Here is a 25,067-nt window from a genome sequence, read left to right as displayed (position 1 = left end):
GAACGCGGGCCGCGGCACCCAGCGTCAGTCGCTGCTGCCGCTCATCGAGATGCGGCGGCAACAGCCCGAACACATCCACCAGCTCTGCCTTCGTCCCCTCCGACACCCCCGCATCCTACGACCCAACAGCCCACGAAAACCGAAGAGTTATTGATCGGCAGCTCCCAGGGTCCGGCACTACCTGGACGAGATCGACCGATGGAAGAGCGTCATCGCGGCCTTCGATGCCCGGGTCTCCGTCCTGCTGGCGGAACGGGAGAGGGACCTCGCCAATCTGGCCACCATTCCTGGCCTGGGCCGTCTCGCCGCGGAGATCGTCATCGCCGAGACCGGGGGCGACATGGCCCAGTTCGCCTCAGCCCACCGCCTCGCGTCCTGGATCGGGGTCTGCCCCGGGCAGAACGAGTCGGTCGGGGTGAACCGGTCCGGACGCACCCGTCCCGGGAACAAGAACCTCAAACGCCTTCTCGGAATCGCCGCGATGGTCGCCATCAGGAAGAAGGACTGCTACCTCGGTGTCTTCTTCCGCCGACTGGCAGCCAGACGAGGAGGCAAGCGGGCCCTGGTCGCCGTGATGCACAAACTCGCCATCGCCATCCGGCACGTCCTGCACGACCACGCGCCCTACCGAGAACTCGGCGCCGACCACTTCACCCGCCGGGATCCCGAACGCGCCATGCGCCGCATGATCAAGGAAGCCAACAGCCTCGGAATGACCATCCGCTTCGAACCGATCACAGCCTGAACCACCCCGATTCAAGGGGTCATTTTCGTGTCAGTCCCACGGAGCGAGAGGCAGCAGGTGGTGGACGCCGTCAGCGCCCGTCGGCCGCCTTGCGCTGGATGTACCAGGCCACGGCGAAGCTGACCGTGGCGCTCCAGAACAGGGGTGCACCGTAGGCGCGGTCGACGGTGGCGGTGCCACGATCTTGAGGGAGACGCCGCCGAAGCCGGTGCCCCAGTTGGGGCCCAGTACTTGGCGGAGATGCGGCCCCACGAGAAGTAGCGGGCCTTCGAGCGGCTGAAGCGGCCGTCGAGGTCGGTGCAGTTGACCGGGTCACCCGAGCAGTACTCGTAGGCGTTGCTGTTGCCCCCGTGGACCGGGTCGACGGACAGGAAGCGTCCCACCGTCGGGTCGTAGAGGCGCACGCCCATCAGGATCGCGCCGGTCACCGTCTCGGCGGAGCGTTGGTTCTGGCCGAGCCAGCCGTAGCGCGCGGCCGTCTGGCCGGTGCGGGGCCGGCCGTACTCGTCGTTGTCGAGTGCGACCGGCGCGACGGCGGTGTCGAGCGGCAGCTGCAGGGCCACGTCGCCGTGGATGTTGGCCAGCTGAAGGATCACCCCACCGGTCTTTCCGGTGGTCGCGCCCAGCGGGCCGCCGAGGGACTCCACGATGCGGCTGACGGCTCCGCTGGTGTCCTCGGTGATCCAGCGGGGGCTGTCTCCGTCGGAGTCGTAGTGGTTCACCTTGGACTGGGTCTGCGTCCAGGTGGTACCGCTGCCGGTCTCGACGGTCCAGGAACGGAACCGCAAGGAGGGGTCCAGGTTCCAGGTCTGCCGGGTGCCGTTCGCGGTCTGCCGGTGGGCCAGGTCGTTGGCGTAGTACTCGACGGTCGCGCCGCCGGGCATGGCGGTGGTGCGGCCGAAGGCGTCGTAGGCGTAGCCGCTGTTGGTGATGCGGTCGCCGCTGTCGAAGGTGTTGGTGGTGCTGGTGCCTCCGGTGGTCGGGCAGTCGGCGCCCGCGGTGCCGGTCGCCGTGGTCAGTCCGGTGCGGTTGGCCCGCTTGTCGAACGTGTAGGTGCGGACCGTGCAGACCGTGTCGGCGGTGTCCGCCACGCTCACCAGGCGGCCCGCGGTGTCGTACGTGTACTGCTGGTCGGACCAGCCCGAGTGACGGGAGACCTGGCCGAGACCGGTGCGGGCGACGGCGTCGGTGTAGACGCTGACGCCGTCGGAGTCGCGGGTGTAGGTGCGCTGGACGACCTCACCGCCCGCGTCGCGGACCTGCTTCATCGTGTAGCCGCCCGGAAGGGACTCGCTCACAATGTCGCCGTCGGCACTGTAGGTGGCGCCGAAGGCGCCCGCGACGGAGTCCGTGGCCTTGACGGCGAGGCCGCGAGGCTCGGTGGTGTGGTCGTAGGTGTACGTCACCGACGACGGCACGGAGTCGCTGACCGTGGTCGGGCGGCCCAGCACGTCGTACGCGGAGTTTCCGACGTGACCCCGGGCGTCATCGCACCATGGTTGGCGTAGATCCGCCCGTAGGCCAGCAGATATAACTGCGGATTGAACAGTTGCCGATACAGTTCATCACACGGCAGACCGCGTCTGCCGCGTTCACGCAGGACACCCAGCACCGTTTTGGCGCTCTGCATTCCGCATACCTCCCGGGTTCGAGTGTCCGAATCACCTGGCCTCCTTCGCCCGATGTGGACGGCTTTCCCGCCCTCCCTGGCCGGTCGTGACTCCGGCGACTACTACGGGGCCTCCGTCGCCATAGGACTCTCATCCCTTAGGCGATCCCACGTTCGTCCCTGTCTGTACGTTCTGGCGCGACACAGGCGTCCCACTCATCTCCTTGAATGTCCTCGCTGGACATCGCTCCGCACTCCGGAAGTGCCCCGGACAACCTTCGAATCCAGGGCAGAGCACGGCGCCGGTTTCAGCTGTCGTTTCCGGCGGATGGGAACTTGCATCTTCTGGAGATTGGGCTTCAAACAATCCAGTCTTCGCCATATCGCGCGGGCCGCCCAGCGCACCGTCTCTGACAACTGAACCCGGTCACTGGTTTTCTGACATGCTGTTGTCCCCTTCACCTTTCGGATCCAGGTAAGTCATCCGGCCCAGGAACCTCCTTGCGAGTTCCTCCCGGCTGCGCCGGGGATACAAACAGAGCGCCTCGTGGCGCACAAACTTCGCTCCACCACCCAGCGGCGGGGCAGGACCTTGAAGCCCTTGACGTCGTCGGTCCGCTTCACGATCTCGACGACGATGTTCAACGCGTCGCGAGACCATGAAAGCAGCGTGGAATCAACGGATTTGGCGTATCCGCCGTCGGCCCACACCAGACTGATCGTGCGGAAGCCGGCGGCGAGTCGGGCCAGAACGGTGCGGCCTCCGGCGCGGTCCTGCACGGACGCGGAGGTGACGGCGACGACGGGCAGCAGGCCCATCGTGTCAACGACCACGTGTCTCTTCCGTCCTGTCGTTCGCTTGCCCGCATCGAATCCCCGTGCCTCGCCGCCCTCGCTGGTCTTGATCGACTGGGCGTCGATCACGGTGGCCGACGGCTCGGGGTCGTGTCCGGCCCTGATCCGGACCTGGCGGCGGAGCTCGTCGTGTGTGTGCTGCTCTCGTGTAGCTCTGGCCAGGTGGCGTGTAGCGCTGAGTGAGAAGGTTTCATCGGGATTCGCCGCTGATCACCCGCTGGAGGTCCGTGGTCGTCGTGCCGAGTTCCGAGGCCGTCCGGGGCAGGGTCAGGTGGGGCGCCAAGAAGTCAAGTCGTACGACGGGGATGCAGGCCGAGGCGGCGATCGGCGTGTGGCCGTCGGGCAGCTGCCGGGGCCGTGCTGTCGCTGAGGGTCATCTGCGCTTGTCCTCACCCGCCATCGCCAGCCGGTTCAGGGGCCCGTCGGTCAGGGTGGCGTGCTGGTCGGTCACAACGGGCAGCCCGGCCATCGCCTCTGGCCCGACGAGCCCTGTCTGGGCGAGGACCGTGGCCTGGTCCCAGTAGATGTGTTCGCTCGCGATCAGGGCGCCGTCGAAGGAGACGACGGCGAGGACGGCGACCGTGACACGCCGGCCGGTCGGTGCCACCCCCGGAAGGATCCAGGGCACGGGGGTGTCATGGGTGAAAGAGACGAGCATCTCGTCGACGATGCGGTTGGGCCCGGTGGTGCGGGTGAGTGTCGTGGGACTGAAGTCCCGGGGGTTGTGGCCGACGAACCAGCGCCGGTAGAAGTCGCGGACGGCCTGCCGGCCGCGGGCGCCCATCGCGGTGGGCACATGGAGGACCTGGGCATCGTCCGTCATCGTGGCCATTGTCGCGTCGACGTCGAGCATGACGAACTCGCTGTTCGTATGGAGATCCCAGACACGCTCCAGCTCGGCGGGCGAGGTGTTCGCTCCGGCGGTCATCCGGTACCTCCAGCGAAGAGTGCGAGTGCCCGGTCCTCAGCGGGCGCGGCGGTACCGGCTGGCACATCGCCGGGCGCCGCCTCGAACGATCCTTCACCGGCCCGCACCGGCGCCGGCCGAGGCGCGCCGTGCACTCGGCCGATCGACGAGGAGATTATCGATACCGCCGCTGCACGGCCTGGCCGTGGACCTGGGGCGCGAAGTGGTCCGTCGGCCTCGGTCGGCTATCCCCGTAGGTAGCGGTGCAGGGAGGTCTTCGGGATGCCTGTCTTGGTGCTGATCTCCCCGTAGCTGGCGCCCTGGCCCTTGAGCAGGCGCGCGTACTCGATCTTGTCGGCGGGGTGGGCGACGGGGCGGCCGATGCGGCGGCCGGCGGCTTCGGCGACGGCGCGGGCGTGGGTGGCGCGTTCGGCGGTGAAGGTGCGTTCCATCTCGGCGAACAGGGCCAGCAGCAGGACGGCGATTCGGCCCATACCCTCGTCGGCGGTGTTGATCGGCAGCGGATCGGCCAGGGAGCGCACGCCGATCTGCTTGTCGTTCAGGTCGTGGACGAGGTTGAGGACCTCTCGCAGGTTCCTTCCGAGCCTGTCGAGGGTGTGGACCACGATCGTGTCGCCGGGGCGGGCGTACGCGAGCGGGTCGTTCAGGCCAGGGCGCTCGACGGTGGCGCCGCTCTTCTTGTCGACACAGATCCGTGTCTCCGGGATGCCCGCCGCACCGAGAGCGTCGAGTTGGTGTTCCAGGCTTTGTATGGTGGTGGAGACCCGGGCGTACGCGAGTTCGAGTCCCTGGGCGGGATGCCGCTGTCAATGTCCGAAGTCGTCTGCACGGGTGACCAGCGCGGTCGTAATCGAGTGCACGGGAAGTTCGGACGAGCGCGACCGTCGCCGACCTCAGCCGACGCGCGTGCAGAGGACTTCGGACATCAGCGCAGACGACTACGGAATCTGACAGCGGCCACCTGCACGCCCAGGACGAGCAGCTCACCGTGGATGCGCCGATATCCCCACCCGGGATTCTCCCTCGCCAGGCGCAGGATGAGAGCGCGGATCGAGCGCACCGTGCGTGGCCGTGGCGAACGTTTCGGACGGGAACGGGCCGCATGGCGGCGCGCGAGAAGATCACGGTGCCGGCGCATCACCGTGTCCGGCCGCACCAGCAGCCGCACCCCGCGCAGCACCTCCGTCGGCAACCGGCGCAGCAATGCTGCCAGGAACGAGCGATCGCCCGGGGCGAACCGCACTCTCCGGCCGTCGAGTTGGCGCTCCAGTACCCCGATCTGATGGCGAAGAGCGAGGATCTCGGCGTCCTTGCCATGGTCGCTCATCGGCAGTAGGCGCAGCAGGGCGAACACGTTCGTCACACCCAGACAGGCCAGTCGCAGCAGCACGACCGGCCATCATGCCGGGGCGACCACCAGCCGCGCGAGTACCCTGCCCCCAGATAGGCCCTCACCTGCATGGATGAGGTTTCCGGCAAGCACAACCCTCGTGCTTCACCATGCCGGGCGAGACACCGAGCCGGAACCCGCCCGGCAGCGGCTTGCCCTCACAGTAGGGGAGAAAGTCGAGCGGCGACGTCGACCGCGCACCGCCGGTTCCTGATCTGGTCGCGTGCCGGTGTCTGGGGCCGTCTCCATGAGGAGATCCTGCAGCGCCTGGACGACGCCGGCCTGCTCGACCTCTCACGCGCCGTCCTCGACTCCGCCCACGTCCGCGCGAAAACGGGGCGAACTCACCGGCCCGAGCCCCGTGGACCGGGGCAAGCCGGATTCCAAGATGCACGTCCTGTCGGACGCGAACGGACTGCCCCTCCTCGTCGGCGGCTCGGCCACCAAGGGCTTTCAGGGCAGGCCAGATTCCAACGCTCTGGTCTGCAGCCCAGTGCTCAGCGGCAGGTACACATCAATCGTTCCCCAGGCCGCTCGGCCACCAACCGATCGACCTCCTACGGGCCTACATGGACGTACGGTGCCCAGCTCATCACGGCGTCGGGGTGGTGTGCCCGTACGGCGTGCAGTGCGGCGTGGAGCGCGGTCGCAGGGTTGGGCGCGGGCCGACGGGACATGTGCTCGTACACGAGGTCGGTGATGTCGGACGCGAGGGTGTCGTCGATGGACCACAGGGTGCCGACGACGTCCCTGAAGCCGGCGAGCTGGAGTGCTGTGGCGAAGCTGATGGACTCGTCGGCCAGGACGATGCCGCCGCGCGAGGTCTCGCAGGCGGAGAGGAACGCGAACTCCGCATGCGGCAGCCGGAGATTCACGATGTCGCGCAGTGTCAGCGGACCGTCGTGCAGGATGAGGGCGGCGCGCGATGGGCGACCAAGGTCCTGAGCGCCATGGCAAGCGAAGTGTGCCCAGGAGCAGTGGGTGAGGGCCTCTCGTACCGACGGCGCCGTAGCGGCGGGGCCGGTGAGCAGTTCGGCGTCCGGGTGCCGCTGGTGCACTGCCCGGGCTTCCTGCTCGGCGGCCGGAAGGTCGGGCCAGCCCGGAGTCGAGGGCATGGAGACGATGAGGCCGCGTGCGGCGTCCCCGGCGCCAGGCGGCCGGGGGTGCGTCAAGGGGTGCTTCGGCGGGTGCGTTCGGGTGTGCAGCAGGGTGCGCAGTGTGGGGGTGTAGGACGAGACGACGCGGTCCAGCACCGTGTCACCGCCGCTCTGCGGGAGATCACGTCCCGCGGCGTGCATCGGCAGCAGGGTGAACAGTCCGGTGGGGCACCACCACAGACGGGGCCACTCGCCCCCGGGGCCGATCGGCTCGGTGTGGCCCAGTGCTTCCAGCACCGGCTTTGCGACGGCTTCCCACAGCCAGGACAGGCCCTCCCTGAGGGCCTCACTGGCCCTCAGGGGTGACGGTTCGCCGTCGACGGCGCGGGTGAAGCGGGCGGCCCGGTCGGCCACGTGCCGCTCGTCCAGCTTGAGGTCGAGGACCTTCACCCCGGCCCCGCTCAGGAGCAGCGCGTAGCACCCGTACCGGCTCGCGCACAGGAGGACCACCGGCCCGAGCTCCGCGGCGGCGAGTAGCTTGGCGAAGGGCCGCGGCCGCAGGAAGTCGGCGAGGTCGGGTTCTTTGCGGATGTCGGCGAGGACCTTCTCCCGCTCGCGGGAGAGGGCCGCGCGTCGGTCGTTCGCACGTCGGCGCTCGTGCACCTCGTCCGCGGCCGTGCTGTACGAACGGTCGGGCAGCCGGTCCAGTTCGTCGAGGATCTGACGGAGTCGGTGGTCGAGCTCCGGTGCCCGGGCGCGCAGCTCGCTGTGGTCGGTGCGGTTCTCCAGTGCCTGGGCGAGCAGGATGCCACGGCCCTGTTCGATGAGTTCCACTGCGCGTTCCGCACGGCCGGCCCGTACGGCGACGGCGGCGGCGTGTGCGACCAGGTCCGGGTGTTCCGCGATCAGGCGCTCCCGGTTGGCCCGGTCCAGCCCGCGCCAGGCGGTCAGCTCCAGCTGTTCGAGGGCGAGGGCGAAGGACTCGACAGCGCCGGTGAAGTCCCTGGAGTCGGCCGCGAGGTACCCGGCCGCGGCGGCCGCCCGGGCGCGGTCCCGAGCCGGTGCGGAGGTGATCGAGGAGGCGTCGCGCAGGGCCCGCAACGCCTGCTCGCGGTCGGCGGGGTCCGCGCCGGCTGTGAAGCGGTCTCGCAGGGCGTACCCCAATGTCATCAGGGTGGCCGTGCGGTACGGGTGGTCTTCGGGTAGGAGTGCGTCGGCCTCCCTCAGAGCCCCGATGGCCTCGTCGAGGGCGTTCGGCGCCGAGAAGTGGCCGGCGTACACCATCAGGGCTTCGGCGGAGCCGCGCAGCAGGTACGGCCTCTGGTAGCTGCTGACTCCGCCGGCCTCGACCGCCGCCCGGCCTGCCTCGACGGCATCGGTGAGATCGCGCGGGTCGCGTTTCGATGTGAAGCGTTCCTGAAGGACACCGGCTAGGAGGCGCAGGCCGTGGGGCCGGTCGGGGTGGCCGTCTGTGGTGAGCGAGAGGGCGTCCCGGAGGAGGGCGGCGGCTTCCGCATGCCGGTCGACTCCGTTCGGGACCGTTCCGGGGTGGCCTTGGAGCTCCCCCGCCAGGTTCACCAGTCGGCTCGGCAGATCCGGATGGTCGCGCGGGGTGGTCCGGACCGCCTCGAACTGTGCTTCCAGCGCCTCGTTGGCGGAGTCGACCCGACCGGTGTGACCGTAGTGGTTGCTCAGGGCCGTGGCGAGGTTGGTGAGGTAGGCGGCGCGGTACTGGTCGTAGCCGGGGGCTCCGTACGCTGCCTCGCGCAGCGCCCGGACGGCGAGGTCCAGCCTGTCCAGGTCCCCATCGCGCTCGTACATTCTGATCGCGATGTGCCCGAGAGCCGAGAAGAACTTCGGACGGTACGGGTCACCTTCCGGGAGTACGTCTTCGGCCTTGAGCGTCACGTTAAAGGCACGGGTCAGGGAATCCACGTCGCCCGTGTACTCGTACCGGCGGGTGAGCACGTTCCCGAGTATGACGAGGGACTCCGCCCACACCACGTCCTGCCGCGGGTTCGCCCGTGCGGCGAACAGGCACAAGGCGACGGCGTCGTCGAGCAGCCGGGCATCTCCGTTGGTCTCCGCCTCTTTGAGCAGGTTGACGCCCTGGGCCGTCCACGCGGTCAGTTGATTCGTGGGCGTGTCGCCTATCGGTTCCCCCTGCTCCATGAACATTTCCAACAGGTCGGTGGGTACGTGGTGCGGAGCCACCCGACTCACCAACTTGTAGAACAAGCCGACGCGCCCGGCGTCCTCGGCCGAGCCGTCGTCCTGGAAGCGTTGCCAGTGGAAGCTGGCCAGCAGCATGGCGACGTTGAACGCCCGCGCGGTCTCCACGGCCTCCGTCTGGGGAGCCAACCAGTCGATGGCGTAGTAGAGGCGCTCGGCGAGCTGTTGTGCCTCGGGGCCCCGCAGGACTGCGGGATCGCCGCCGGCGGAGAAGGCGGCGAGCCGGTCCTCCATGGCGAAGGTGAGTGTTTCGATGCTCATGCCCCCCCGGGTGGCCGCGTGGAAAGCCGCCGAACTCATGACTCACTCGTATGACCAATGAGACCATGCCGTGAAGGTCGTGTAGAGGGGGCGAACGGGTGGAACCCACCGCTGCGGACATGAGCGAACTCACGTGGTTCTGCGGTGACCTGCCGGAGCTGCGCACAAGGGCGGCAAAGAGGGAGTGGGCCGTCGATCTGGACAGGGCCGTCGACGAGTTGCGGAACGGTACGCGGCCGGTGGCAGCCGTAGCGGAAGAGATCCGCCGACGCCTGGGCCTGCCGGCGCGGCGGCGGGGGTACGAGCCAGCCCCCGGCCAGGCGCCCGCACCGCCACCGGCCGGCTTGTACACCTGTCCGGGCCGGCGCTGTTCGCGTGCGAAGCGCCGCGATCCGGGCGGCCCGCTGCCTGAATGTGCCCTGTTCGGCGAGCCGATGTCCTTCGGATGAACACGTTCCTGTCCGAGCTGGGCAAGAAGCTCGCCGAACGCTGGGTGAGCCTGCTGGCCCTGCCCGGTGCGCTCTTCATCGTCCTTGCCGCGGCGGGGTCCGTGCTCGGGCACCGCGAGGCCCTCGCCTGGCGGCGGCTGGCTCGCGCCGCCGAGGACTTCGCCGCCCACTTCGACCATCGCCCGGTGCGGGCCGTCCTGCTGTCCGTGGTGATCCTGGTGGTCGGGGCCGGAATCGGTCTGCTGGCGCGTGGACTCGGCGGCGTGGTGGAGAGGGTGTGGCTGCTCTCAGGTCCGACGTGGCTGACCGGCAGGCTCACCCGACAGCGCCGGGACCGGTGGCGCCGCGCGGACTCTGCGGTCGAGCGCGCATCGGCAAGCGAACGCGTCTCCGAGGCGGATAGAGCCGCTCTCGCCGAAGCCCGCAACGCCATCGCGCTCACCCAGCCGGCCAGACCGACGTGGATCGGTGACCGGCTACGAGGCGTGGGAGTCCGCGTCCACGGCCAGTACGGGCTCGACTTCCCGTACGCCTGGCCCCGGTTGTGGATCTTGCTGCCGGAAACCTGCCGCACCGATCTGATCGCGGCCCGCGCGGCACTGACCGGCGCGTCGACACAGGGCGGCTGGGGCGTGCTCTACCTGTGCCTGGGCAGCCAGTGGTGGCCTGCGGCCCTGGTCGGTGCTGTCCTACTGCTCAACGGCTGGCGACGCGGCCGAGAAGCGGCGGTCAACCTGGCGGACCTCACTGAATCGGTCGTGGACTTGTACGCCGCTGACCTCGCGCTGTCGCTCGGTGTGGACCTTCCATCCGGATACCTCACACCTGCTTTGGGGAGACAGGTCAGTGAACGCCTCCGAAAAGGGGCGTGAGACATCGCACCGCACCACCGAAGCCCCTAGATATGGGGACGAAACAGCCTATTGATCCGAAACGCTTCGTGTTCGCGCGTTGAGGGAGTGTTCAATGATCGGCAGTGGCGAACCAGTTGACCGCTCCCGCGCCGCTGTTCCGCGTCGGGGACTGGGCGTACTCGTGGGAGGCCGTCAGGGGTCTGGTTGGAGGCCTATGCGTGTCCCGGCTGGTGCATTGACGGGCCTCATCGGTGTCTTGCTCGGGGCTTCGGCGATCAGCGTCGTTTTCGCGTCCGGCCGGTGGCAGCAAAACGTCTCCTCCGGGACACCACCGGAACTCGAAGATGTCCATGGCGAGACGCCGACGTGTCAATCGGGTAGGAGGGCCGGGTCGCCCGGCCCTCCTACCCGATTGATGCTCCGTCAGAAGAGCAGCTCAGGCTCAACTTCCGAGAAGCATCCTGAAGTGTGGCTGCTGCTCGTGCGTCGGTTACAGGCGCTTCGCTGTGCGGTCGCGCAGCAGCAGCCACTGACTCGCGTCGGCGCCGCCTGAGCGCGCAGCCGGTTCATGCAGCAGCACGGCGTAAGCCGTCCTCTCCGCCTTGCTCGGGGCGGCATACTGGCCGGGCGCCTCCGGGGTCGGGAATGACCTCGCCATGCCTTTCCAGGCCTTGTCCGCGTTCGGAGTGCTGAGCATCGGCCCTCCCGGGCTCAATAGGGTCATGCAGTGAAGTACACACAGGCGTGGGTGCAGCCCCGGTAGGGATTCACGGTCCATTCGAACGGCATCCGTGACGCGCCGGGCACCCGGTTCAGGATCGAACGGGCGCGGACCTCGTGGAAGGTGATGCCGCGGAACTCGGGGGTGTCGAAGGTCCGGGTGGTGACCGCCGACGTACCGAACAGGGCGGAGTCCCCGGACGGGGCGGGGCCGTCGGCCAGATTGTCCCAGCGCATGGGTGCCTCCTTGTTCGCACTGACCTCAGAATAGAACATTTGTTCCCATGATCGCCGCAAGGGCGATTTGGGGGGCCCGTGCGGGAGGTGGTTGGCTAGCGGCATCCCGCTGGAGTGAGTGATGGAGGAGCAACCAAAATGGCGCAGGTCGAAGCCACCACGGAACGGATCGTCGCGGCGGACGCGGAGACGGTGTTCGATGCCGTGGCCGACTACGAGAACACCCGCGCGAAGCTCCTGACCGAGCACTTCAGCGAGTACGAGGTCCGCGAGGGCGGCGACGGGGAGGGTACCCTCGTCCACTGGAAGCTGCAGGCGACCAGCAAGCGCGTCCGTGACTGCCTGCTCGAGGTGACCGAGCCGACCGACGGGCGCCTCGTGGAGAAGGACCGGAACTCCTCCATGGTCACCACCTGGACGGTCACCCCGGCCGGCGAGGGCAAGTGCAAGGTGGTCGTGAGCACCGTCTGGAACGGTGCCGGTGGCATCGGCGGCTTCTTCGAGAAGACCTTCGCCCCCAAGGGGCTCGGACGCATCTACGACGCCGTGCTGGCCAATCTCGCCGCGAACGTGGAGAAGTAACCTCACCGGTTCGAGTGGTCTTTCCCGCCGCCCCGAAGTGCGCCCGCCGACCCCGCGTGTGCCGGGTCGGCGGGAAAGCCCCTGGTGGGCGCCTCACTTGGGCCTCTTCCAGGGGCTGTTGAGGCACCTCTCGAACGTCTGGCCGGGGTCGTGCCCGGCCTGCTCCCACTTCGCGTGCAAGGCGAAGGGCGAGTACACGGTCATCGCGTCGGGCTGTCCGCCGGTCGCCACCGTCCTCCAGGTCGCCGGCGGCGGGCGGACCGAGCGGAATCTGCAGCTCGGGCACGCGAACCGACCGTACCCGGCCGACCCTGGTGGAGCCCGACCCTGCGGGACGCCGACGTGCGGGCCGCGGCCGTCTTCCGATAGGGTCCGCGCGCGACAGGGCCGTCAGAAGGAACATCGTATGACGAACAAATCCGCGCCGTTCGACGAGCTGGACCGCAAGATCGTCGCCGCCCTGGTGGCCAACGCGCGGACGAGTTTCTCGGAGATCGGCGCGGCGATCGGGCTCTCGGCCACCGCGGTCAAGCGCCGCGTCGACCGGATGCGCGAGAACGACATCATCACCGGCTTCACCACGACGGTGCGGCCCGCCGCGCTGGGCTGGGCGACCGAGGCGTACGTGGAGGTGTACTGCGCCGGTGCCGCGCCTCCCCGGCGCCTCGCCGAGGTCGTGCGCAACCATCCCGAGATCACCGCCGCGATGACGGTGACGGGGGGCGCCGACGCGCTGCTGCACGTACGGGCGACGGACGTCGAGCACTTCGAGGAGGTGCTGGAGCGCATCAGGGTCGAACCGTTCATCCGCAAGACGATCAGCTACATGGTCCTCTCGCACCTGCTGACCGGCAGCCCGGAGGCCGGTGCCGGCCGCGCCGCGACGTCGGGCGAGAGCGCCGGCTGACGCCTGTGCCGGCTGACGCCTGTGCCGGCTGACGCCTGTGTCGGCTGGCGCCTGTGTCGGCTGATGCCGACGGGCGTCCGCGCGTGTGTGCCCGCGCACCGGGTGGTACGCGGGCACAGGTCCTCCACGCAGGTCAGATGACGGTGCCCGACCAGCGGCTCACCGGTGCCTGGAAGCCCGGTCCGGTGCTCAGGAACGAGAACAGGATGTTCCGCAGGCGGCCGTCGGCCGTCCTGCCGCCGTCGTAGAGGACGGCGACGTCGCCCTTGCCGTCGCCGTTGTAGTCACCGGCGGTCAGCTGGGAGGCGTTCCAGTGGAAGGAACCGGTGCTCGCCCACATCTCGCGCGGCGCACCGAAGTCCACGCCGTCGCTGAGGAACGTGAACAGCGACGAGGCGTGCTTGCCGTCGGCGGAGGTGCCCCGGTCGTACAGGACCCCGACGTCCTCCTTGCGGTCGCCGTTGTAGTCGCCCGAGACGACCTTGGCGGCATCCCAGGTGAAGCCGCCGCCGGCGGTCCACGTCGTACGCGGTGCCTGGAATCCGGTGCCCGTGCTGGTCCACGTGAAGAGCGACGAACGGTTCCTGCCGTCGGCGGACCTCCCCAGGTCGTAGAAGACCGCGATGTCGTCCTTGCGGTCGCCGTTGTAGTCACCGGCGGTCAGCTTGGAGGCGCTCCACCTGAACGAGCCGGTGCTCTCCCACTTCAGCCGCGGGGAGTCGAAGTCCAGGCCCTTGCTGGTGAACGTGAACAGCGCCGAGGTGGCCTTGCCGTCCGCCGACACACCGCGGTTGTAGAAGACGCCGATGTCGTCCTTGCGGTCGCCGTTGAAGTCGCCGGACGCCACCTTGCTCGCCTCCCAGGTGAAACCACCGGGCGTGGTCCACGACTTGCGGGGCGCCTTGAAGGCAGAGCCGTCACTGAAGAACGTGTACAGCGACGACATCTTCTTGCCGTCCGCCGCCGTGCCGCTGTCATAGAGGACGGCGACGTCGTCCTTGCCGTCGCCGTTGTAGTCGCCTGCGGTCAGTTTGGAGGACGCGAAGGTGAAGCCGCCCGGTGTGCTCCAGGTCTTCACCGGCGCCCGGAAACCGGTGCCGGTGCTGAAGAACGTGTAGAGGGAGGAGCGGTTCTTGCCCTCGGCCGACGTGCCGTTGTCGTAGAAGGCGGCGACGTCGTCCTTGCCGTCGCCGTTGAAGTCACCGGAGGTGACCTGGGACTCGCGGGGAAGAGCGCGGATCTGCTCGATCCACGGCCCCAGGTCGTCCACCCGCGACTCCACGGCGCCCCTGCGGGTCTCGTCGGAGCCCAGGCAGCCCGCCTGCCACGACGCACTGTGCACGGCGGCCAGCTCGACCCGCCCGTCCGTCTCGCGCAGGGCCGGGCCCCCGGCGTCGCCCTGGCAGATGCTGCCGCCGTCGCTGGTGATGCCCACGGTTGTGGCGTCGGTGCTCGTCACGGTGAAGTCACCGGAGTGCAGCCGGTCGGGGACCCACTGCGTCCCGGTGCGGCCGTAGCCCAGCGCGTGCAGCGTCTCGCCCGGGACCGGTGGTGTGGTGGCCGGCACGGCGGGGGCGACGGATGTCACAGGCACGGCGAGCCGGGCCATCACCAGGTCGCGGTCGGTACGGGGCACGAGCTCCACGACCTCGGTCACGCTCCCGCCCGTACCCGTCGGATCGGTGCGGCCGACGACCGCGGTGGTCCGCTCCCGCGGCGCGCCCGCGGGCACGCCGGTGGGCTGCTGCGGGTCCGTGGCGAAACAGCTGGCGGCCGTCAGGATCCACTGCGCGTCCACCAGCGTGCCGGTGCAGGCCGCCTTGTCGCCGACGACGACCCTTGCCGTGAAGGCGTAAGAACCGTCGGTGACCGCGTCGCCGACCAGGGCCCGGGCGGGGGCGGTGACGGTGAGGGTGCCGACTGCGGTCGCTGCGGCCAGCAGCGCCATGCCGCGTATGCTCCGGGAACGTTGAACGGGCACGTGGGACTCCTTGTTGGTCGGTCAAGGCGTACGGCATCCGGCAGGCGGGAACTCCGCACGGGCCGCGGGGTGTTCCGATCTGCCCGGAGCGGCGCTCCGGCTGTGCGGGTGGTGGGTCGGGCTCGGCCTTCTCGGTGCAGCAGCGCCCGCACTCCTCTCGCACATGTGTGATCAGTCGGCAAGGATGCCGGTCAAAAATAGCTCGCGACGGCGACGATCTGTCAACGTAACCTGCTGCGGCGGCAGTTGACGGTGTGTCATCACGGCGTCCGGTGATGGATGTGCCCCACGGTGCCCGGCCGACGGGTGTGCCGGGGCATACCGCGTACCGTTCCCGGTATGTCGCCAACCGCCGCAGCCGAACGCGCCCCCGTCACCGCCGACGACCTCGACCTCGCGGTCCGGCTCTCGGTCGAGGCCCTCCGCGGCGCGCCCACCTCCGCCTGGGACGGCAAGGCCGGCACCCTGGAGTGGACCTGCTGGGAGACGGCCGAACACCTCGCCGACGACCTCTTCGCCTACGCCGTCCAGCTCGGTCCCCGCACCCCGCCGCTCGACCGCGAGGTGGCCTTCGGCTGCGAGAGCCGCCGGCCGGGCGGGCCCGCGAACTCCGTCCACGCGAACCGTGCCGCGGGCCCCGACGGCCTGCTCGAGGTGCTGGAGGCGAGCGGCGCCCTGCTGATCGCCATGGTGCGCACGGCCTCGCCGGACGTACGGTCCCACCATCTCTTCGGGGTTTCTGACCCCGAGGGCTTCGCCGCGATGGGCATCGTGGAGACGCTGGTGCACACCCATGACCTGGCCGGGGGTCTCGGGCTGCCCTGGGAGCCGCCCGCCGCCCTCTGCTCGCGGGTACTCGCCCGCCTCTTCCGGGACACGCCTGCCGGCGCCGAGCCCTGGCCCGCCCTGCTCTGGTCGACCGGCAGGGCCGACCTCCCCGGCCGGCCCCGCCCCGGCACCTGGCGGTGGTACGGAGCTCCCCTCGCGTAGCCCGAACGAGTGGTGTGCGGACGGCGGCGACGTGAAACGCCGCCGAACGGCCCCACGACGCAGCATTCCTGCGTGTACACGCAGCACTTGTTCCTTGTCGCCCGAACCTCCCGATTCCTACCGTTGAGACGTCACCGGTCGTCACCGGTCGTCATCGCCGTCTCCGCCGTCGAGCGGTCACCTCAGGAATCGGGAGGGAACCCGGGTGCCACCCAGCCGCATGCCGCGTCCCAGGCGTTACCTGGTCTGCGAACCTCGTTACTTCGACGTGAAGTACGCCATCAATCCGTGGATGAGTGAGCACACAGAGGTCGACCACGACCTCGCCCGGTCCCAGTGGACCGCCCTCACCGACGCCTATCGCGCCCTCGGCCACAAGGTCGAGACCGTCGAACCGCACGCCGAGCTGCCCGACATGGTGTTCGCCGCCAACTCGGCCCTCGTCCTCGACGGCCTGGTCTTCGGCTCCCGCTTCCACGCACCGCAGCGGCGGCTGGAGGAGGAGGCGTACGCGGCCTGGTTCAAGGTCGCCGGGTTCGACGTGCACCGGCCGGACGCGGTGTGCGAGGGAGAGGGCGACCTCGTTCCCGTCGGCGGCCACATCCTGGCCGGCACCGGCTTCCGTACGACGGTCCGGGCCCACCGCGAGGTGCAGGAGTTCTTCGGCGTCCCGGTCGTCGGGCTCCAGCTCGTCGACCCGTACTTCTACCACCTGGACACCGCGCTCTTCGTGCTCGAGGACGGGCACGCCGGGCGCGACGCGAACATCGCCTACTACCCGGAGGCGTTCTCACCGGGCAGCCTCGCGGTGCTGCGGCGGCTCTTCCCCGACGCCCTGACCGCCACCCGGGAGGACGCCATGGCGTTCGGCCTGAACTCCGTCTCCGACGGCCGCCACGTCCTCGTCGCCCCGCAGGCGCACGCCCTCGTGGAACAGCTCGCCGCGCACGGCTACGAACCCGTCCCCGTCGACATGTCCGAGTTCCACAAGGCCGGCGGCGGCATCAAGTGCTGCACTCAGGAGATCCGCGCATGACGCTCAGCCCCGTACGCACCCGGCGCTCCTCCGAGGAGCTCATCCGCGCCGAGCAGACCGCTCTGGCGCACAACTACCACCCGCTGCCCGTCGTCGTCGCCCGCGCCGAAGGCGTCTGGGTGGAGGACGTGGAGGGCCGCCGCTACCTGGACATGCTGGCCGGCTACTCGGCACTCAACTTCGGCCACCGCCACCCCGGCCTCGTCGCCGCCGCACACCGCCAGCTCGACGAGGTCACCCTCACCTCCCGGGCCTTCCACAACGACCGGCTCGCCGGCTTCGCCGAGGGCCTCGCCGAGCTCACCGGCCTCGAGACGACCCTCCCGATGAACACCGGCGCGGAGGCCGTCGAGAGCGCCGTCAAGGTCGCCCGCAAATGGGCCTACGAGGTCAAGGGCGTCGCCCCCGACCGCGCGACGATCGTGGTGGCCGACGGCAACTTCCACGGCCGCACGACCACCATCGTCAGCTTCTCCACCGACGAGAGCGCACGCGGCGGGTTCGGACCCTTCACCCCCGGCTTCCGCATCGTCCCCTACAACGACCTCGCCGCGCTCGAGAACGCGATCGACGAGACCACGGCAGCCGTGCTCATCGAACCGATCCAGGGTGAGGCGGGCGTCCTCATCCCCGACGACGGCTACCTCACGGGCGTGCGGGAACTGACCCGCCGGGCGGGCTGCCTGTTCATCGCCGACGAGATCCAGTCCGGCCTCGGCCGCACCGGCACCACCCTCGCCGTCGACCACGAGTCCGTCGTGCCCGACATGCTGCTGCTCGGCAAGGCGCTCGGCGGCGGCATCGTCCCCGTCTCCGCGGTCGTCGCCCGCCGCGACGTCCTCGGCGTGCTGCGGCCCGGCGAGCACGGCTCCACGTTCGGCGGCAACCCGCTGTCCGCCGCGGTCGGTTCGGCCGTCGTCGACCTGCTCGCCACCGGCGAGTTCCAGCGCCGGGCGGCAGACCTGGGCGAGGTGCTGCGCGACGGCCTGGCCGCGCTCGTCGGCAACGGCGTCGTCGGCTTCCGCTCCCGGGGCCTGTGGGCGGGCGTCGACGTCGACCCGGCCATCGGCACCGGCCGCGACATCAGCGAACGGCTGATGGCGGAGGGCATCCTCGTCAAGGACACCCACGGCTCCACGATCCGCATCGCGCCGCCGCTGACGATCACCCGCGAGGAACTCGAAACGGCCCTCGCCTCCCTGGAGAAGGTCCTCGGCTGACCGCCCCGCCACCCGCGCCCCGGGAACGGCCGGGGCGCGGGTGACCAGCCCCTCCGGTCCACGGCCACGCTGTCGTAAGGTGCACTCCTGGCAGCGTGGCCGAGGCGGAACGGAGACAGTGCGTGAAGATCCTCATCAGCGCCGACATGGAGGGCGCCACGGGGGTGACCTGGCCGGCCGACGTACTGCCCGGCACACCCCAGTGGGAACGCTGCCGGTCCCTGTTCACCTCCGACGTGAACGCGGCCGTCCTCGGCCTCTTCGACGGCGGCGCCGACGAGGTGCTGATCAACGAGGCGCACTGGACCATGCGCAACCTGCTCCTCGAAGAGCTCGACGAGCGGGCCGAGATGCTCACCGGGCGCCACAAGTCCCTGTCCATGGTGGAGGGCGTCCAGCACGGCGACGTCGACGGCATCGCCTTCGTCGGCTACCACACCGGCGCCGGCACCGAAGGCGTCCTCGCCCACACCTACCTCGCCAACTCCATCACCGGTGTCTGGCTGAACGGCGTCCCCGCGAGCGAGGGCCACCTCAACGCCCAGGTCGCCGCCGAACACGGCGTGCCCGTCGTCCTCGTCACCGGCGACGACCTGACCTGCGAGGACGCGCTCGGCTACGCCCCCGAGGCGCTCAAGGTCGCCGTCAAGGACCACGTCTCGCGCTACGCCGCCGTCTGCCGCACCCCGGCCCGCACCGCGGCCGACATCCGTGCCGCGGCGAAGGAGGCCGCCGCCCTCGCCGTACGCCACGAGCCGGTCGCCGGCGGACCGTTCACCGTCGAGGTCGAGTTCGACGCCGAACACCTCGCGGCGGCGGCGACCGTCGTCCCCGGCGTGGCCAGGGCACGCGGCGAGCGGCGGGTGGTGTACACCAGCGGGACGATGTACGAGGGCATCCGGACATTCAAGGCGGTCACGACGATCGTCTCGGCCGCAGTGGAGGAGCAGTATGGCTGACGTGAACGACACCCCCATCGACGTCCGCGCCCTCGACGAAGTGGTGACGTTCACCTCCGAACTCATCCGCGTCGACACCACCAACCGCGGCGGCGGCGACTGCCGGGAGCGGCCCGCGGCCGAGTACGTCGCCGAGCGGCTGGTGGGCGCCGGGCTCGACCCCGTACTGCTGGAGCGCGCCCCCGGCCGCACCAATGTCGTCGCCCGCTACGAGGGCTGGGACCCCGGAGCGGACGCGCTGCTCGTGCACGGACATCTCGACGTCGTCCCCGCGGAGCCCGCCGACTGGACCGTGCACCCGTTTTCCGGCGAGGTCCGCGACGGGGTCGTCTGGGGCCGCGGCGCGGTCGACATGAAGAACATGGACGCGATGATCCTGTCCGTCGTGCGGGCCTGGGCACGGCACGGTGTCCGCCCCCGCCGCGACATCGTCATCGCGTACACCGCGGACGAGGAGGCCAGCGCGGAGGACGGCTCCGCCTACCTGGCCAAGGAGCACGCCGACCTCTTCGACGGCTGCACCGAAGGGATCAGCGAGTCCGGCGCCTACACCTTCCACGCCGGACCGGGCCTCGCGCTCTACCCCGTCGCAGCGGGGGAGCGCGGTACGGCCTGGATGAGGCTCACCGCCCGGGGCAGGGCCGGACACGGCTCCAAGGTCAACCGCGAGAACGCGGTGACGAGGCTCGCCGCCGCCGTCGCCCGGATCGGCGAGCACCGGTGGCCGGTGCGGCTCACCCCGACCGTCAAGGCGGCGCTCCTGGAACTGGCCGCGCTGCACGGCATCTCGCTGACCGCCGCAGATCTGGAGACCATCGGCTTCGACGTGGACGAGCTGCTCGCCAAGCTCGGGCCGGCCGCCAAACTCGTCGAGGCCACCGTGCGCAACAGTGCCAACCCGACCCTGCTGGAAGCCGGCTACAAGGTGAACGTCATCCCGGGATACGCGACGGCGCTCGTCGACGGCCGCATCCTGCCCGGCACCGACGCCGAGTTCCACGCCGCCATGGACGCGCTGACCGGCCCCGACGTCGACTGGGAGTTCGACCACAACGAAGTCCCGCTGCAGGCCCCGGTCGACTCCCCGACCTTCGCCAAACTGCGCGCCGCCCTCGAAGCGTTCGACCCCGACGCCCACGTCGTCCCGTTCTGCATGTCGGGCGGCACCGACGCCAAGCAGTTCGCCCGGCTCGGCATCACCGGCTACGGCTTCTCACCGCTGAAGCTGCCACCGGGCTTCGACTACCAGGCCCTTTTCCACGGAGTCGACGAACGCGTCCCCGTGGACGCCCTCCACTTCGGCGTACGGGTCCTCGACCACTATCTGCAGACGGCATAGGGGGAACGCAATGGTGCCCACCGGGCCGTACGGAACGTGGCCGTCACCGATCGACGCGGCGCTCGCCGCCTCGCACGACGGTCACCCCGAGTATCTCGGCGTCGTCGGCGACGAGGTGTGGTGGACCGCGCCGCGGCCGACGGAGGGCGGCAGGCGCGCCCTGGTGCGCCGGCGCGCCGACGGCACGGAGGAGTCCGTCCTCCCCGCCCCGTGGAACGTGCGCAGCCGGGTCATCGAGTACGGCGGCCTGCCGTGGGCCGGAACCGCCCGGGACGGCACCGGCCCGCTCGTCGTCTTCGTGCACTTCCCCGACCAGCGGCTGTACGCCTACGAACCCGACCTGCCCGGCGCGCGGCCACGGCCGCTTACCCCGGTCTCCGGCATCGGCGGCGGGCTCCGCTGGGCCGACCCGCAGCTGCGGCCGGAGCGCGGCGAAGTCTGGTGCGTCCTCGAGGAGTTCACCGGCCCCTCGCCCACCGACGTACGCCGGGTGATCGCCGCCGTACCGCTCGACGGCTCTGCGGCCGGCGACCGGTCCGCGGTACGGGAACTCAGCGACGACCGGCACCGCTTCGTCACCGGGCCGCGCCTGTCGCCGGACGGCCGGTACGCGGCCTGGCTCGCCTGGGACCATCCGCGGATGCCGTGGGACGCCACGGTCGTGATGCTCGGCGAGGTGACGGACGACGGCCCGTTCGGCTCCGTCCGGCCGGTGGCCGGCGAAAGGGACGAGTCGGTCGCCCAGGTCGAGTGGGCTCCGGACGGCTCCCTGCTGTTCACCGGCGACCTCGGAGGCTGGTGGGACCTTCAGCGCATCCGGCCCGGCACCGCAGAACCCTCTGCCCGGACGCCGCTGTGCCCGGGCAGGGGCGAGGAGTTCGGCGGGCCGCTGTGGAAGATCGGTTCCCAGTGGTTCCAGCCGCTGGAGAGCGGACTGGTCGCCGTCATCCACGGCAAGGGCGCCACCGCGCTCGGGATACTGGACCCGGAGACCGGCGAACTCGTCGACGCCGCGGGCCCGTGGAGCGAGTGGGCGCCGACGCTCGCCGTGCTCGGGGACCGCGTGTTCGGTGTCGCGGCCAGCCCGCGCAGCGCGTACGAGGTCGTGGAGCTCGACACCCGTACCGGCCACACCCGGGTCGTCGGCAGCCCGCACGACGACCCGGTCGACCCGGCGTACTACCCCGAGCCGCAGATCCGCACCTTCACCGGCCCCGACAGCCGCGACATCCACGCCTACGTCTACCCGCCGCAGAGCCCCGACCGGGTCGCTCCCGACGACGAACTGCCGCCGTACGTGGTGTGGGCGCACGGCGGGCCCACCGGCCGGGCCGGACTCGTCCTCGATCTGGAGATCGCGTACTTCACCTCGCGCGGCATCGGCGTGGCCGAGGTCGACTACGGCGGCTCCACCGGCTACGGCCGGGCCTACCGCGACCGGCTGCGCGGGCAGTGGGGGATCGTGGACGTCGAGGACTGCGCCGCCGTCGCCCAGGCCCTCGCCGACGAGGGCACCGCGGACCCGGCGCGGCTCGCGATCCGGGGTGGCAGCGCGGGCGGCTGGACCGCCGCCGCCTCCCTCGCCACCACCGATGTGTACGCCTGCGGAACGATCGTCTACCCGGTCCTCGACCTCCGCTCGTGGACCACCGGCGAGACCCACGACTTCGAGTCCCGGTACCTGGAGTCGCTGGTCGGCCCGTTCGCGGAGGTCCCCGGACGCTACGACGAACGCTCGCCGATCAACCACGTGGAGCACATCACCGCGCCCTTCCTGCTGCTCCAGGGCCTGGACGACGTGATCTGCCCGCCCGTGCAGTGCGAACGGTTCCTGGAGGAGATGGCGGGCCGCGAAGTCCCGCACGCGTACATCGCCTTCGAGGGCGAGGGCCACGGATTCCGCAGGGCCGAGACGCTGGTCCGCGCGCTGGAGGCCGAACTGTCCCTGTACGCGCAGAGCTTCGGCATCACCCGGACCGATGTCCCGCTGCTGGAGCTGAGGAAACACCGGAGTTGACGAAATGACAGCGCTGACCCGACCGCCGCGCCTGCGTCCGGGCGACCGGGTCGCTCTCGTCGCACCCAGCGGCCCGGTGCCCGACGAGCGGCTCGACGCCGGCCTGGACATCCTGCGCGGCTGGGAACTCGACCCCGTCGTCATGCCCCACACCCGCGAGACCCACTCCGCGCTCGGCTATCTCGCCGGCGCGGACGAGGCCCGCGCCCGTGACCTCACCGAGGCGTGGTGCGACCCGTCGGTCTCCGCCGTGATCTGCGCACGGGGCGGCTACGGCGTGCAGCGCATGGCGGACCTGGCCGACTGGACCGCGATGCGCGCCGCCGGCCCGAAGGTCTTCGTCGGCTACAGCGACATCACCGCGCTGCACGAGGCGTTCGCGGTGCGGCTGGGCATCGCCACCCTGCACGGGCCGATGGCCGGGGCCATGACGTTCCTCAAGGACGCCCGCACCCAGGAGTCGCTGCGGGCCACGCTCTTCGAGCCGGAGTCGGTGCAGAGCCTGCACGCCGCGGACGGCGCCCGGACGATGGTCCCCGGCCGGGCCCGCGGCACCACCCTCGGCGGCTGCCTCGCCCTCCTCGCCGCCGACCTGGGCACCCCGCACGCCCGATCGTCGGCGCGGGGCGGGCTGCTGCTGATCGAGGACGTGGGGGAGGAGGACTACCGCCTGGACCGGACCCTCACCCAGCTCCTGCGGGCCCGGTGGCTGGACGGCGTCGCGGGCGTGGTCCTCGGCTCCTGGGCGGAGTGCGGCCCTTACGAGCAGGTCCGCGCGGTCCTCGCGGACCGGCTCGGCGAACTCGGCGTCCCGGTGGTCGAGGAGTTCGGCTTCGGCCACGGCCCCACGAACCTGACGGTCCCGCTCGGCATCCCGGCCGTACTGGACGCGGACGCCCGCACCCTGACCCTGGACCTGCCCGCGCTGAGCTGACACCGGTGGTTACGCTCGACCCCGTGACCGACCCCGCCCCGCCCGCGGAGCCGCTGCCCGAACGCCCCACCGCGCTCTGGGGCGTCTTCGCGGCGGCGCTCGTCGTCTTCCTCGTCACCTGGGGACTCACCTGGGCCAACGCGTACGGGCTCAACGACGACCTGCCCAACGTCTGCCGGGACGCGCACCGGCAGAGCTTCCCTCCGGAAGTGTCGTGCAGGAACGGCGACGGCACGACGACGGGCGCGAACGCCGCCTGGGCCGAGGCCCTGTTCTTCGCCTCGTTCGGGGTGGCGGTGCTGGTCGGTGCCCTGGCGGCGGCCCTCACGCTCACGGTCGGCGGCCGCGGGCGGCGGTGACCGGTCGCCGGCGAAGCCTGTGCCGGGTGGTCGCGGCGGCCGGAGCCGCCACTAACGCCGCAGTGCCGTGTACCCGGGGCGGATGAGGTCTTCGATCAGTCGCTGCCGCTCCGGCAGGGGCAGGAACGCCGACTCGGCGGCGGCCACGGTGAGTTCCTCGAACACCTCGGGGCCGTAGCCGAAGGCGTCCGACATGTGCCGGAACTCCTCGCTCATGGTCGTGCCCGAGACCAGACGGTTGTCCGTGTTGAGGGTGACGCGGAAGCCGAGGCGGCGCAGCAGGTCGATCGGGTGTGTGTCGTACGACTTCGCCGCGCCCGTCTGGAGGTTGGACGTCGGGCAGACCTCGAGGGCGATGCGGTTGTCGCGCACGTACGAGGCGAGCCGGCCGAGGGTGGCCGTGCCGTCGTCGTGGACCTGGATGTCGTCGGTGATCCGGACGCCGTGGCCGATCCGCTCGGCACCGCAGACCTGCACGGCCTCGTGGATCGACTCGGCGCCGACCGCCTCGCCCGCGTGGATCGTGAAGTGGCAGCTGTGCTGCTTCAGATGCCGGAAGGCGGGGAGGTGGCGGGCGGGCGGGTTGCCGATCTCGCCGCCGGCGATGTCGAAGCCCGCGACGCCGCGGTCGCGGTGCGCGACCGTGAGTTCGGCGATCTCCAGCGACCGGTCGGTGTGGCGCATGCCCGTGAGCAGCGCCCGCACGGTGATCCGGCCGCCGGTGCGGCGCTCCCCCTCGCGCAGGCCGGCGTTGACCGCCTCCACGACCGCGTCGAGGCTCAGCCCACGCTCCTGGTGCTGCTCGGGCGCGTACCGCACCTCCGCGTACACGACCCCGTCAGCGGCCAGGTCCTCGGCGCACTCGGCCGCGACGCGCTCCAGGGCCTCACGGGTCTGCATCACGGCGCACGTGTGCGCGAAGGTCTCCAGGTAGCGCTCCAGGGAGCCCGAGTCGGCGGCCTCGCGGAACCACACGGCGAGGCGGTCGGGGTCCTGTGTGGGCAGATCCCGGTAACCGGCCTCGTGCGCGAGCTCGATGATCGTGGCAGGGCGGAGACCGCCGTCGAGGTGGTCGTGGAGGACGACCTTGGGGGCGCGGATGATGTCAGACAAGTGCATCCAGGGAGTGTACACACGCCTCTCCGGCCGGGGGTGCTCCTCGCCCTGTCCCGCCCCGCCGCACCGGATGTGAGGCTCGACCCGGAGGTTCGGGCTCCGACCCGTACCGCGCTTCGCGCTCGTGTCCTCAGTCGCCGCACGGGCCGGAAATGCCGCTGCGCGGCCGTTTCCGGCCTTGCTTCGGGGTACGCCCCACGGCCGCCGGGCCGTGGGGGAGGTGGAGGCGCGGGGGTTGGGTTGGGTGGGT

At 70.6% G+C, this 25,067-nt stretch carries 20 protein-coding genes and 5 pseudogenes; 13 read left to right on the top strand and 12 right to left on the bottom strand.

The window, feature by feature from the left end; translation table 11 throughout:
- Window positions 1–181: 181 nt before the first annotated feature.
- The gene (locus tag AB0903_RS00305) at window positions 182–745 is read left to right on the top strand and encodes a transposase (RefSeq protein WP_366697873.1); all 564 of its coding nucleotides are present in this window, start codon (window positions 182–184) and stop codon (window positions 743–745) included.
- A gap of 281 nt (window positions 746–1,026) precedes the next feature.
- Here the strand turns inward: AB0903_RS00305 and AB0903_RS00300 are convergent.
- From AB0903_RS00300 to AB0903_RS00275, 6 genes and pseudogenes are all read right to left on the bottom strand, one after another.
- A pseudogene (locus AB0903_RS00300) lies at window positions 1,027–2,208 on the bottom strand (RHS repeat-associated core domain-containing protein); the annotation flags it as partial.
- Window positions 2,208–2,375 (bottom strand): annotated as a pseudogene (locus AB0903_RS00295) (RNA-directed DNA polymerase); the annotation flags it as partial. The pseudogenes AB0903_RS00295 and AB0903_RS00300, both read right to left, overlap by 1 nt.
- A gap of 459 nt (window positions 2,376–2,834) precedes the next feature.
- Complete coding sequence (locus AB0903_RS00290) at window positions 2,835–3,314, bottom strand: transposase (protein WP_366697871.1); 480 nt, start codon at window positions 3,312–3,314, stop codon at window positions 2,835–2,837.
- A gap of 268 nt (window positions 3,315–3,582) precedes the next feature.
- Window positions 3,583–4,137: a nuclear transport factor 2 family protein gene (locus tag AB0903_RS00285; protein ID WP_366697400.1), complete on the bottom strand. Its 555-nt coding sequence runs from the start codon at window positions 4,135–4,137 to the stop codon at window positions 3,583–3,585.
- 224 nt (window positions 4,138–4,361) lie between these two features.
- Window positions 4,362–4,901 (bottom strand): annotated as a pseudogene (locus tag AB0903_RS00280) (recombinase family protein); the annotation flags it as partial.
- 161 nt (window positions 4,902–5,062) lie between these two features.
- Window positions 5,063–5,527, bottom strand: coding sequence for a hypothetical protein (locus AB0903_RS00275; protein WP_366697398.1), 465 nt, complete (start codon window positions 5,525–5,527; stop codon window positions 5,063–5,065).
- A 225-nt stretch (window positions 5,528–5,752) separates the two neighbouring features.
- Here AB0903_RS00275 and AB0903_RS00270 point away from each other — a divergent pair.
- Window positions 5,753–5,957, top strand: a pseudogene (locus AB0903_RS00270) (IS5/IS1182 family transposase); the annotation flags it as partial.
- A gap of 127 nt (window positions 5,958–6,084) precedes the next feature.
- Here AB0903_RS00270 and AB0903_RS00265 read toward each other — a convergent pair.
- Window positions 6,085–9,117, bottom strand: a complete 3,033-nt coding sequence (locus AB0903_RS00265) for a CHAT domain-containing protein (protein ID WP_366697396.1) — start codon at window positions 9,115–9,117, stop codon at window positions 6,085–6,087.
- Window positions 9,118–9,562: 445 nt separating this feature from the next.
- Between AB0903_RS00265 and AB0903_RS00260 the strand changes: the two genes are divergently transcribed.
- Window positions 9,563–10,438: a hypothetical protein gene (locus AB0903_RS00260; protein WP_366697394.1), complete on the top strand. Its 876-nt coding sequence runs from the start codon at window positions 9,563–9,565 to the stop codon at window positions 10,436–10,438.
- Between the two features lie 472 nt (window positions 10,439–10,910).
- Here AB0903_RS00260 and AB0903_RS00255 read toward each other — a convergent pair whose 3' ends face one another.
- Together AB0903_RS00255 and AB0903_RS00250 are read right to left on the bottom strand one after the other, a co-directional pair.
- Window positions 10,911–11,117, bottom strand: coding sequence for a hypothetical protein (locus AB0903_RS00255; RefSeq protein WP_366697392.1), 207 nt, complete (start codon window positions 11,115–11,117; stop codon window positions 10,911–10,913).
- 35 nt (window positions 11,118–11,152) lie between these two features.
- Window positions 11,153–11,377: pseudogene (locus AB0903_RS00250) on the bottom strand (radical SAM protein); the annotation flags it as partial.
- Between the two features lie 138 nt (window positions 11,378–11,515).
- Between AB0903_RS00250 and AB0903_RS00245 the strand changes: the two are divergent.
- Window positions 11,516–11,959, top strand: coding sequence for an SRPBCC family protein (locus AB0903_RS00245; RefSeq protein ID WP_366697390.1), 444 nt, complete (start codon window positions 11,516–11,518; stop codon window positions 11,957–11,959).
- A gap of 93 nt (window positions 11,960–12,052) precedes the next feature.
- Here AB0903_RS00245 and AB0903_RS00240 read toward each other — a convergent pair whose 3' ends face one another.
- Window positions 12,053–12,190, bottom strand: a complete 138-nt coding sequence (locus AB0903_RS00240) for a hypothetical protein (protein ID WP_366697388.1) — start codon at window positions 12,188–12,190, stop codon at window positions 12,053–12,055.
- A 175-nt stretch (window positions 12,191–12,365) separates the two neighbouring features.
- Here AB0903_RS00240 and AB0903_RS00235 point away from each other — a divergent pair, with 175 nt between their 5' ends.
- The gene (locus AB0903_RS00235; protein WP_366697386.1) at window positions 12,366–12,866 is read left to right on the top strand and encodes an Lrp/AsnC family transcriptional regulator; all 501 of its coding nucleotides are present in this window, start codon (window positions 12,366–12,368) and stop codon (window positions 12,864–12,866) included.
- A 133-nt stretch (window positions 12,867–12,999) separates the two neighbouring features.
- Here the strand turns inward: AB0903_RS00235 and AB0903_RS00230 are convergent, their stop codons facing one another.
- Window positions 13,000–14,847, bottom strand: coding sequence for an FG-GAP-like repeat-containing protein (locus AB0903_RS00230; protein ID WP_366697384.1), 1,848 nt, complete (start codon window positions 14,845–14,847; stop codon window positions 13,000–13,002).
- 339 nt (window positions 14,848–15,186) lie between these two features.
- On the opposite strand from AB0903_RS00230, the gene AB0903_RS00225 reads away from it, so the two are divergent.
- The 8 genes from AB0903_RS00225 (at window position 15,187) to AB0903_RS00190 (ending at window position 23,701) form a co-directional block, all read left to right on the top strand.
- Window positions 15,187–15,837 carry a maleylpyruvate isomerase N-terminal domain-containing protein gene (locus AB0903_RS00225; RefSeq protein WP_366697382.1) on the top strand — a complete coding sequence of 217 codons (651 nt, stop codon included), beginning with the start codon at window positions 15,187–15,189 and terminating at the stop codon, window positions 15,835–15,837.
- Between the two features lie 205 nt (window positions 15,838–16,042).
- Window positions 16,043–16,873 (top strand): dimethylargininase, encoded by an 831-nt coding sequence (ddaH, locus tag AB0903_RS00220; RefSeq protein WP_366697380.1) that lies wholly within the window; start codon window positions 16,043–16,045, stop codon window positions 16,871–16,873.
- On the top strand, window positions 16,870–18,093 hold the full coding sequence (gene rocD, locus AB0903_RS00215; RefSeq protein ID WP_366697378.1) for an ornithine--oxo-acid transaminase: 1,224 nt from the start codon (window positions 16,870–16,872) through the stop codon (window positions 18,091–18,093). The genes ddaH and rocD overlap by 4 nt, the downstream gene beginning before the upstream one ends.
- A gap of 122 nt (window positions 18,094–18,215) precedes the next feature.
- On the top strand, window positions 18,216–19,052 hold the full coding sequence (locus tag AB0903_RS00210; protein ID WP_366697376.1) for a M55 family metallopeptidase: 837 nt from the start codon (window positions 18,216–18,218) through the stop codon (window positions 19,050–19,052).
- A complete protein-coding gene (locus tag AB0903_RS00205) occupies window positions 19,045–20,391 on the top strand; it encodes a M20/M25/M40 family metallo-hydrolase (protein ID WP_366697374.1) in 1,347 nt (448 codons plus the stop codon). Before AB0903_RS00210 ends, AB0903_RS00205 begins: the two co-directional genes overlap by 8 nt.
- Before the next feature lie 10 nt (window positions 20,392–20,401).
- Window positions 20,402–22,408, top strand: a complete 2,007-nt coding sequence (locus tag AB0903_RS00200; RefSeq protein WP_366697372.1) for a prolyl oligopeptidase family serine peptidase — start codon at window positions 20,402–20,404, stop codon at window positions 22,406–22,408.
- Window positions 22,409–22,412: 4 nt separating this feature from the next.
- Window positions 22,413–23,342: an LD-carboxypeptidase gene (locus AB0903_RS00195; RefSeq protein ID WP_366697370.1), complete on the top strand. Its 930-nt coding sequence runs from the start codon at window positions 22,413–22,415 to the stop codon at window positions 23,340–23,342.
- A 23-nt stretch (window positions 23,343–23,365) separates the two neighbouring features.
- Complete coding sequence (locus AB0903_RS00190) at window positions 23,366–23,701, top strand: hypothetical protein (protein WP_366697368.1); 336 nt, start codon at window positions 23,366–23,368, stop codon at window positions 23,699–23,701.
- A gap of 51 nt (window positions 23,702–23,752) precedes the next feature.
- Here the strand turns inward: AB0903_RS00190 and AB0903_RS00185 are convergent, their stop codons facing one another.
- Window positions 23,753–24,820, bottom strand: coding sequence for an adenosine deaminase (locus AB0903_RS00185; RefSeq protein WP_366697366.1), 1,068 nt, complete (start codon window positions 24,818–24,820; stop codon window positions 23,753–23,755).
- Between the last annotated feature and the right edge of the window lie 247 nt (window positions 24,821–25,067).

It is taken from the genome of Streptomyces sp. NPDC048389, assembly GCF_040706335.1.
In the GTDB taxonomy this organism is placed as follows: Bacteria; Actinomycetota; Actinomycetes; order Streptomycetales; family Streptomycetaceae; genus Streptomyces.
The sequence above is the reverse complement of the archived record's forward strand: the minus strand, read 5'-3'. Positions and strand labels throughout refer to the sequence as shown.

Bases quoted from the DNA above. Each gene is read 5' to 3' on its own strand.
- AB0903_RS00285 (WP_366697400.1), bottom strand. From the start codon at position 4,137: ATGACCGCCGGAGCGAACACCTCGCCCGCCGAGCTGGAGCGTGTCTGG.
- AB0903_RS00265 (WP_366697396.1), bottom strand. From the start codon at position 9,117: ATGAGCATCGAAACACTCACCTTCGCCATGGAGGACCGGCTCGCCGCC.
- AB0903_RS00260 (WP_366697394.1), top strand. From the start codon at position 9,563: ATGAACACGTTCCTGTCCGAGCTGGGCAAGAAGCTCGCCGAACGCTGG.
- AB0903_RS00255 (WP_366697392.1), bottom strand. From the start codon at position 11,117: ATGCTCAGCACTCCGAACGCGGACAAGGCCTGGAAAGGCATGGCGAGG.
- AB0903_RS00245 (WP_366697390.1), top strand. From the start codon at position 11,516: ATGGCGCAGGTCGAAGCCACCACGGAACGGATCGTCGCGGCGGACGCG.
- AB0903_RS00235 (WP_366697386.1), top strand. From the start codon at position 12,366: ATGACGAACAAATCCGCGCCGTTCGACGAGCTGGACCGCAAGATCGTC.
- AB0903_RS00225 (WP_366697382.1), top strand. From the start codon at position 15,187: ATGTCGCCAACCGCCGCAGCCGAACGCGCCCCCGTCACCGCCGACGAC.
- rocD (WP_366697378.1), top strand. From the start codon at position 16,870: ATGACGCTCAGCCCCGTACGCACCCGGCGCTCCTCCGAGGAGCTCATC.
- AB0903_RS00205 (WP_366697374.1), top strand. From the start codon at position 19,045: ATGGCTGACGTGAACGACACCCCCATCGACGTCCGCGCCCTCGACGAA.
- AB0903_RS00200 (WP_366697372.1), top strand. From the start codon at position 20,402: ATGGTGCCCACCGGGCCGTACGGAACGTGGCCGTCACCGATCGACGCG.
- AB0903_RS00195 (WP_366697370.1), top strand. From the start codon at position 22,413: ATGACAGCGCTGACCCGACCGCCGCGCCTGCGTCCGGGCGACCGGGTC.
- AB0903_RS00185 (WP_366697366.1), bottom strand. From the start codon at position 24,820: ATGCACTTGTCTGACATCATCCGCGCCCCCAAGGTCGTCCTCCACGAC.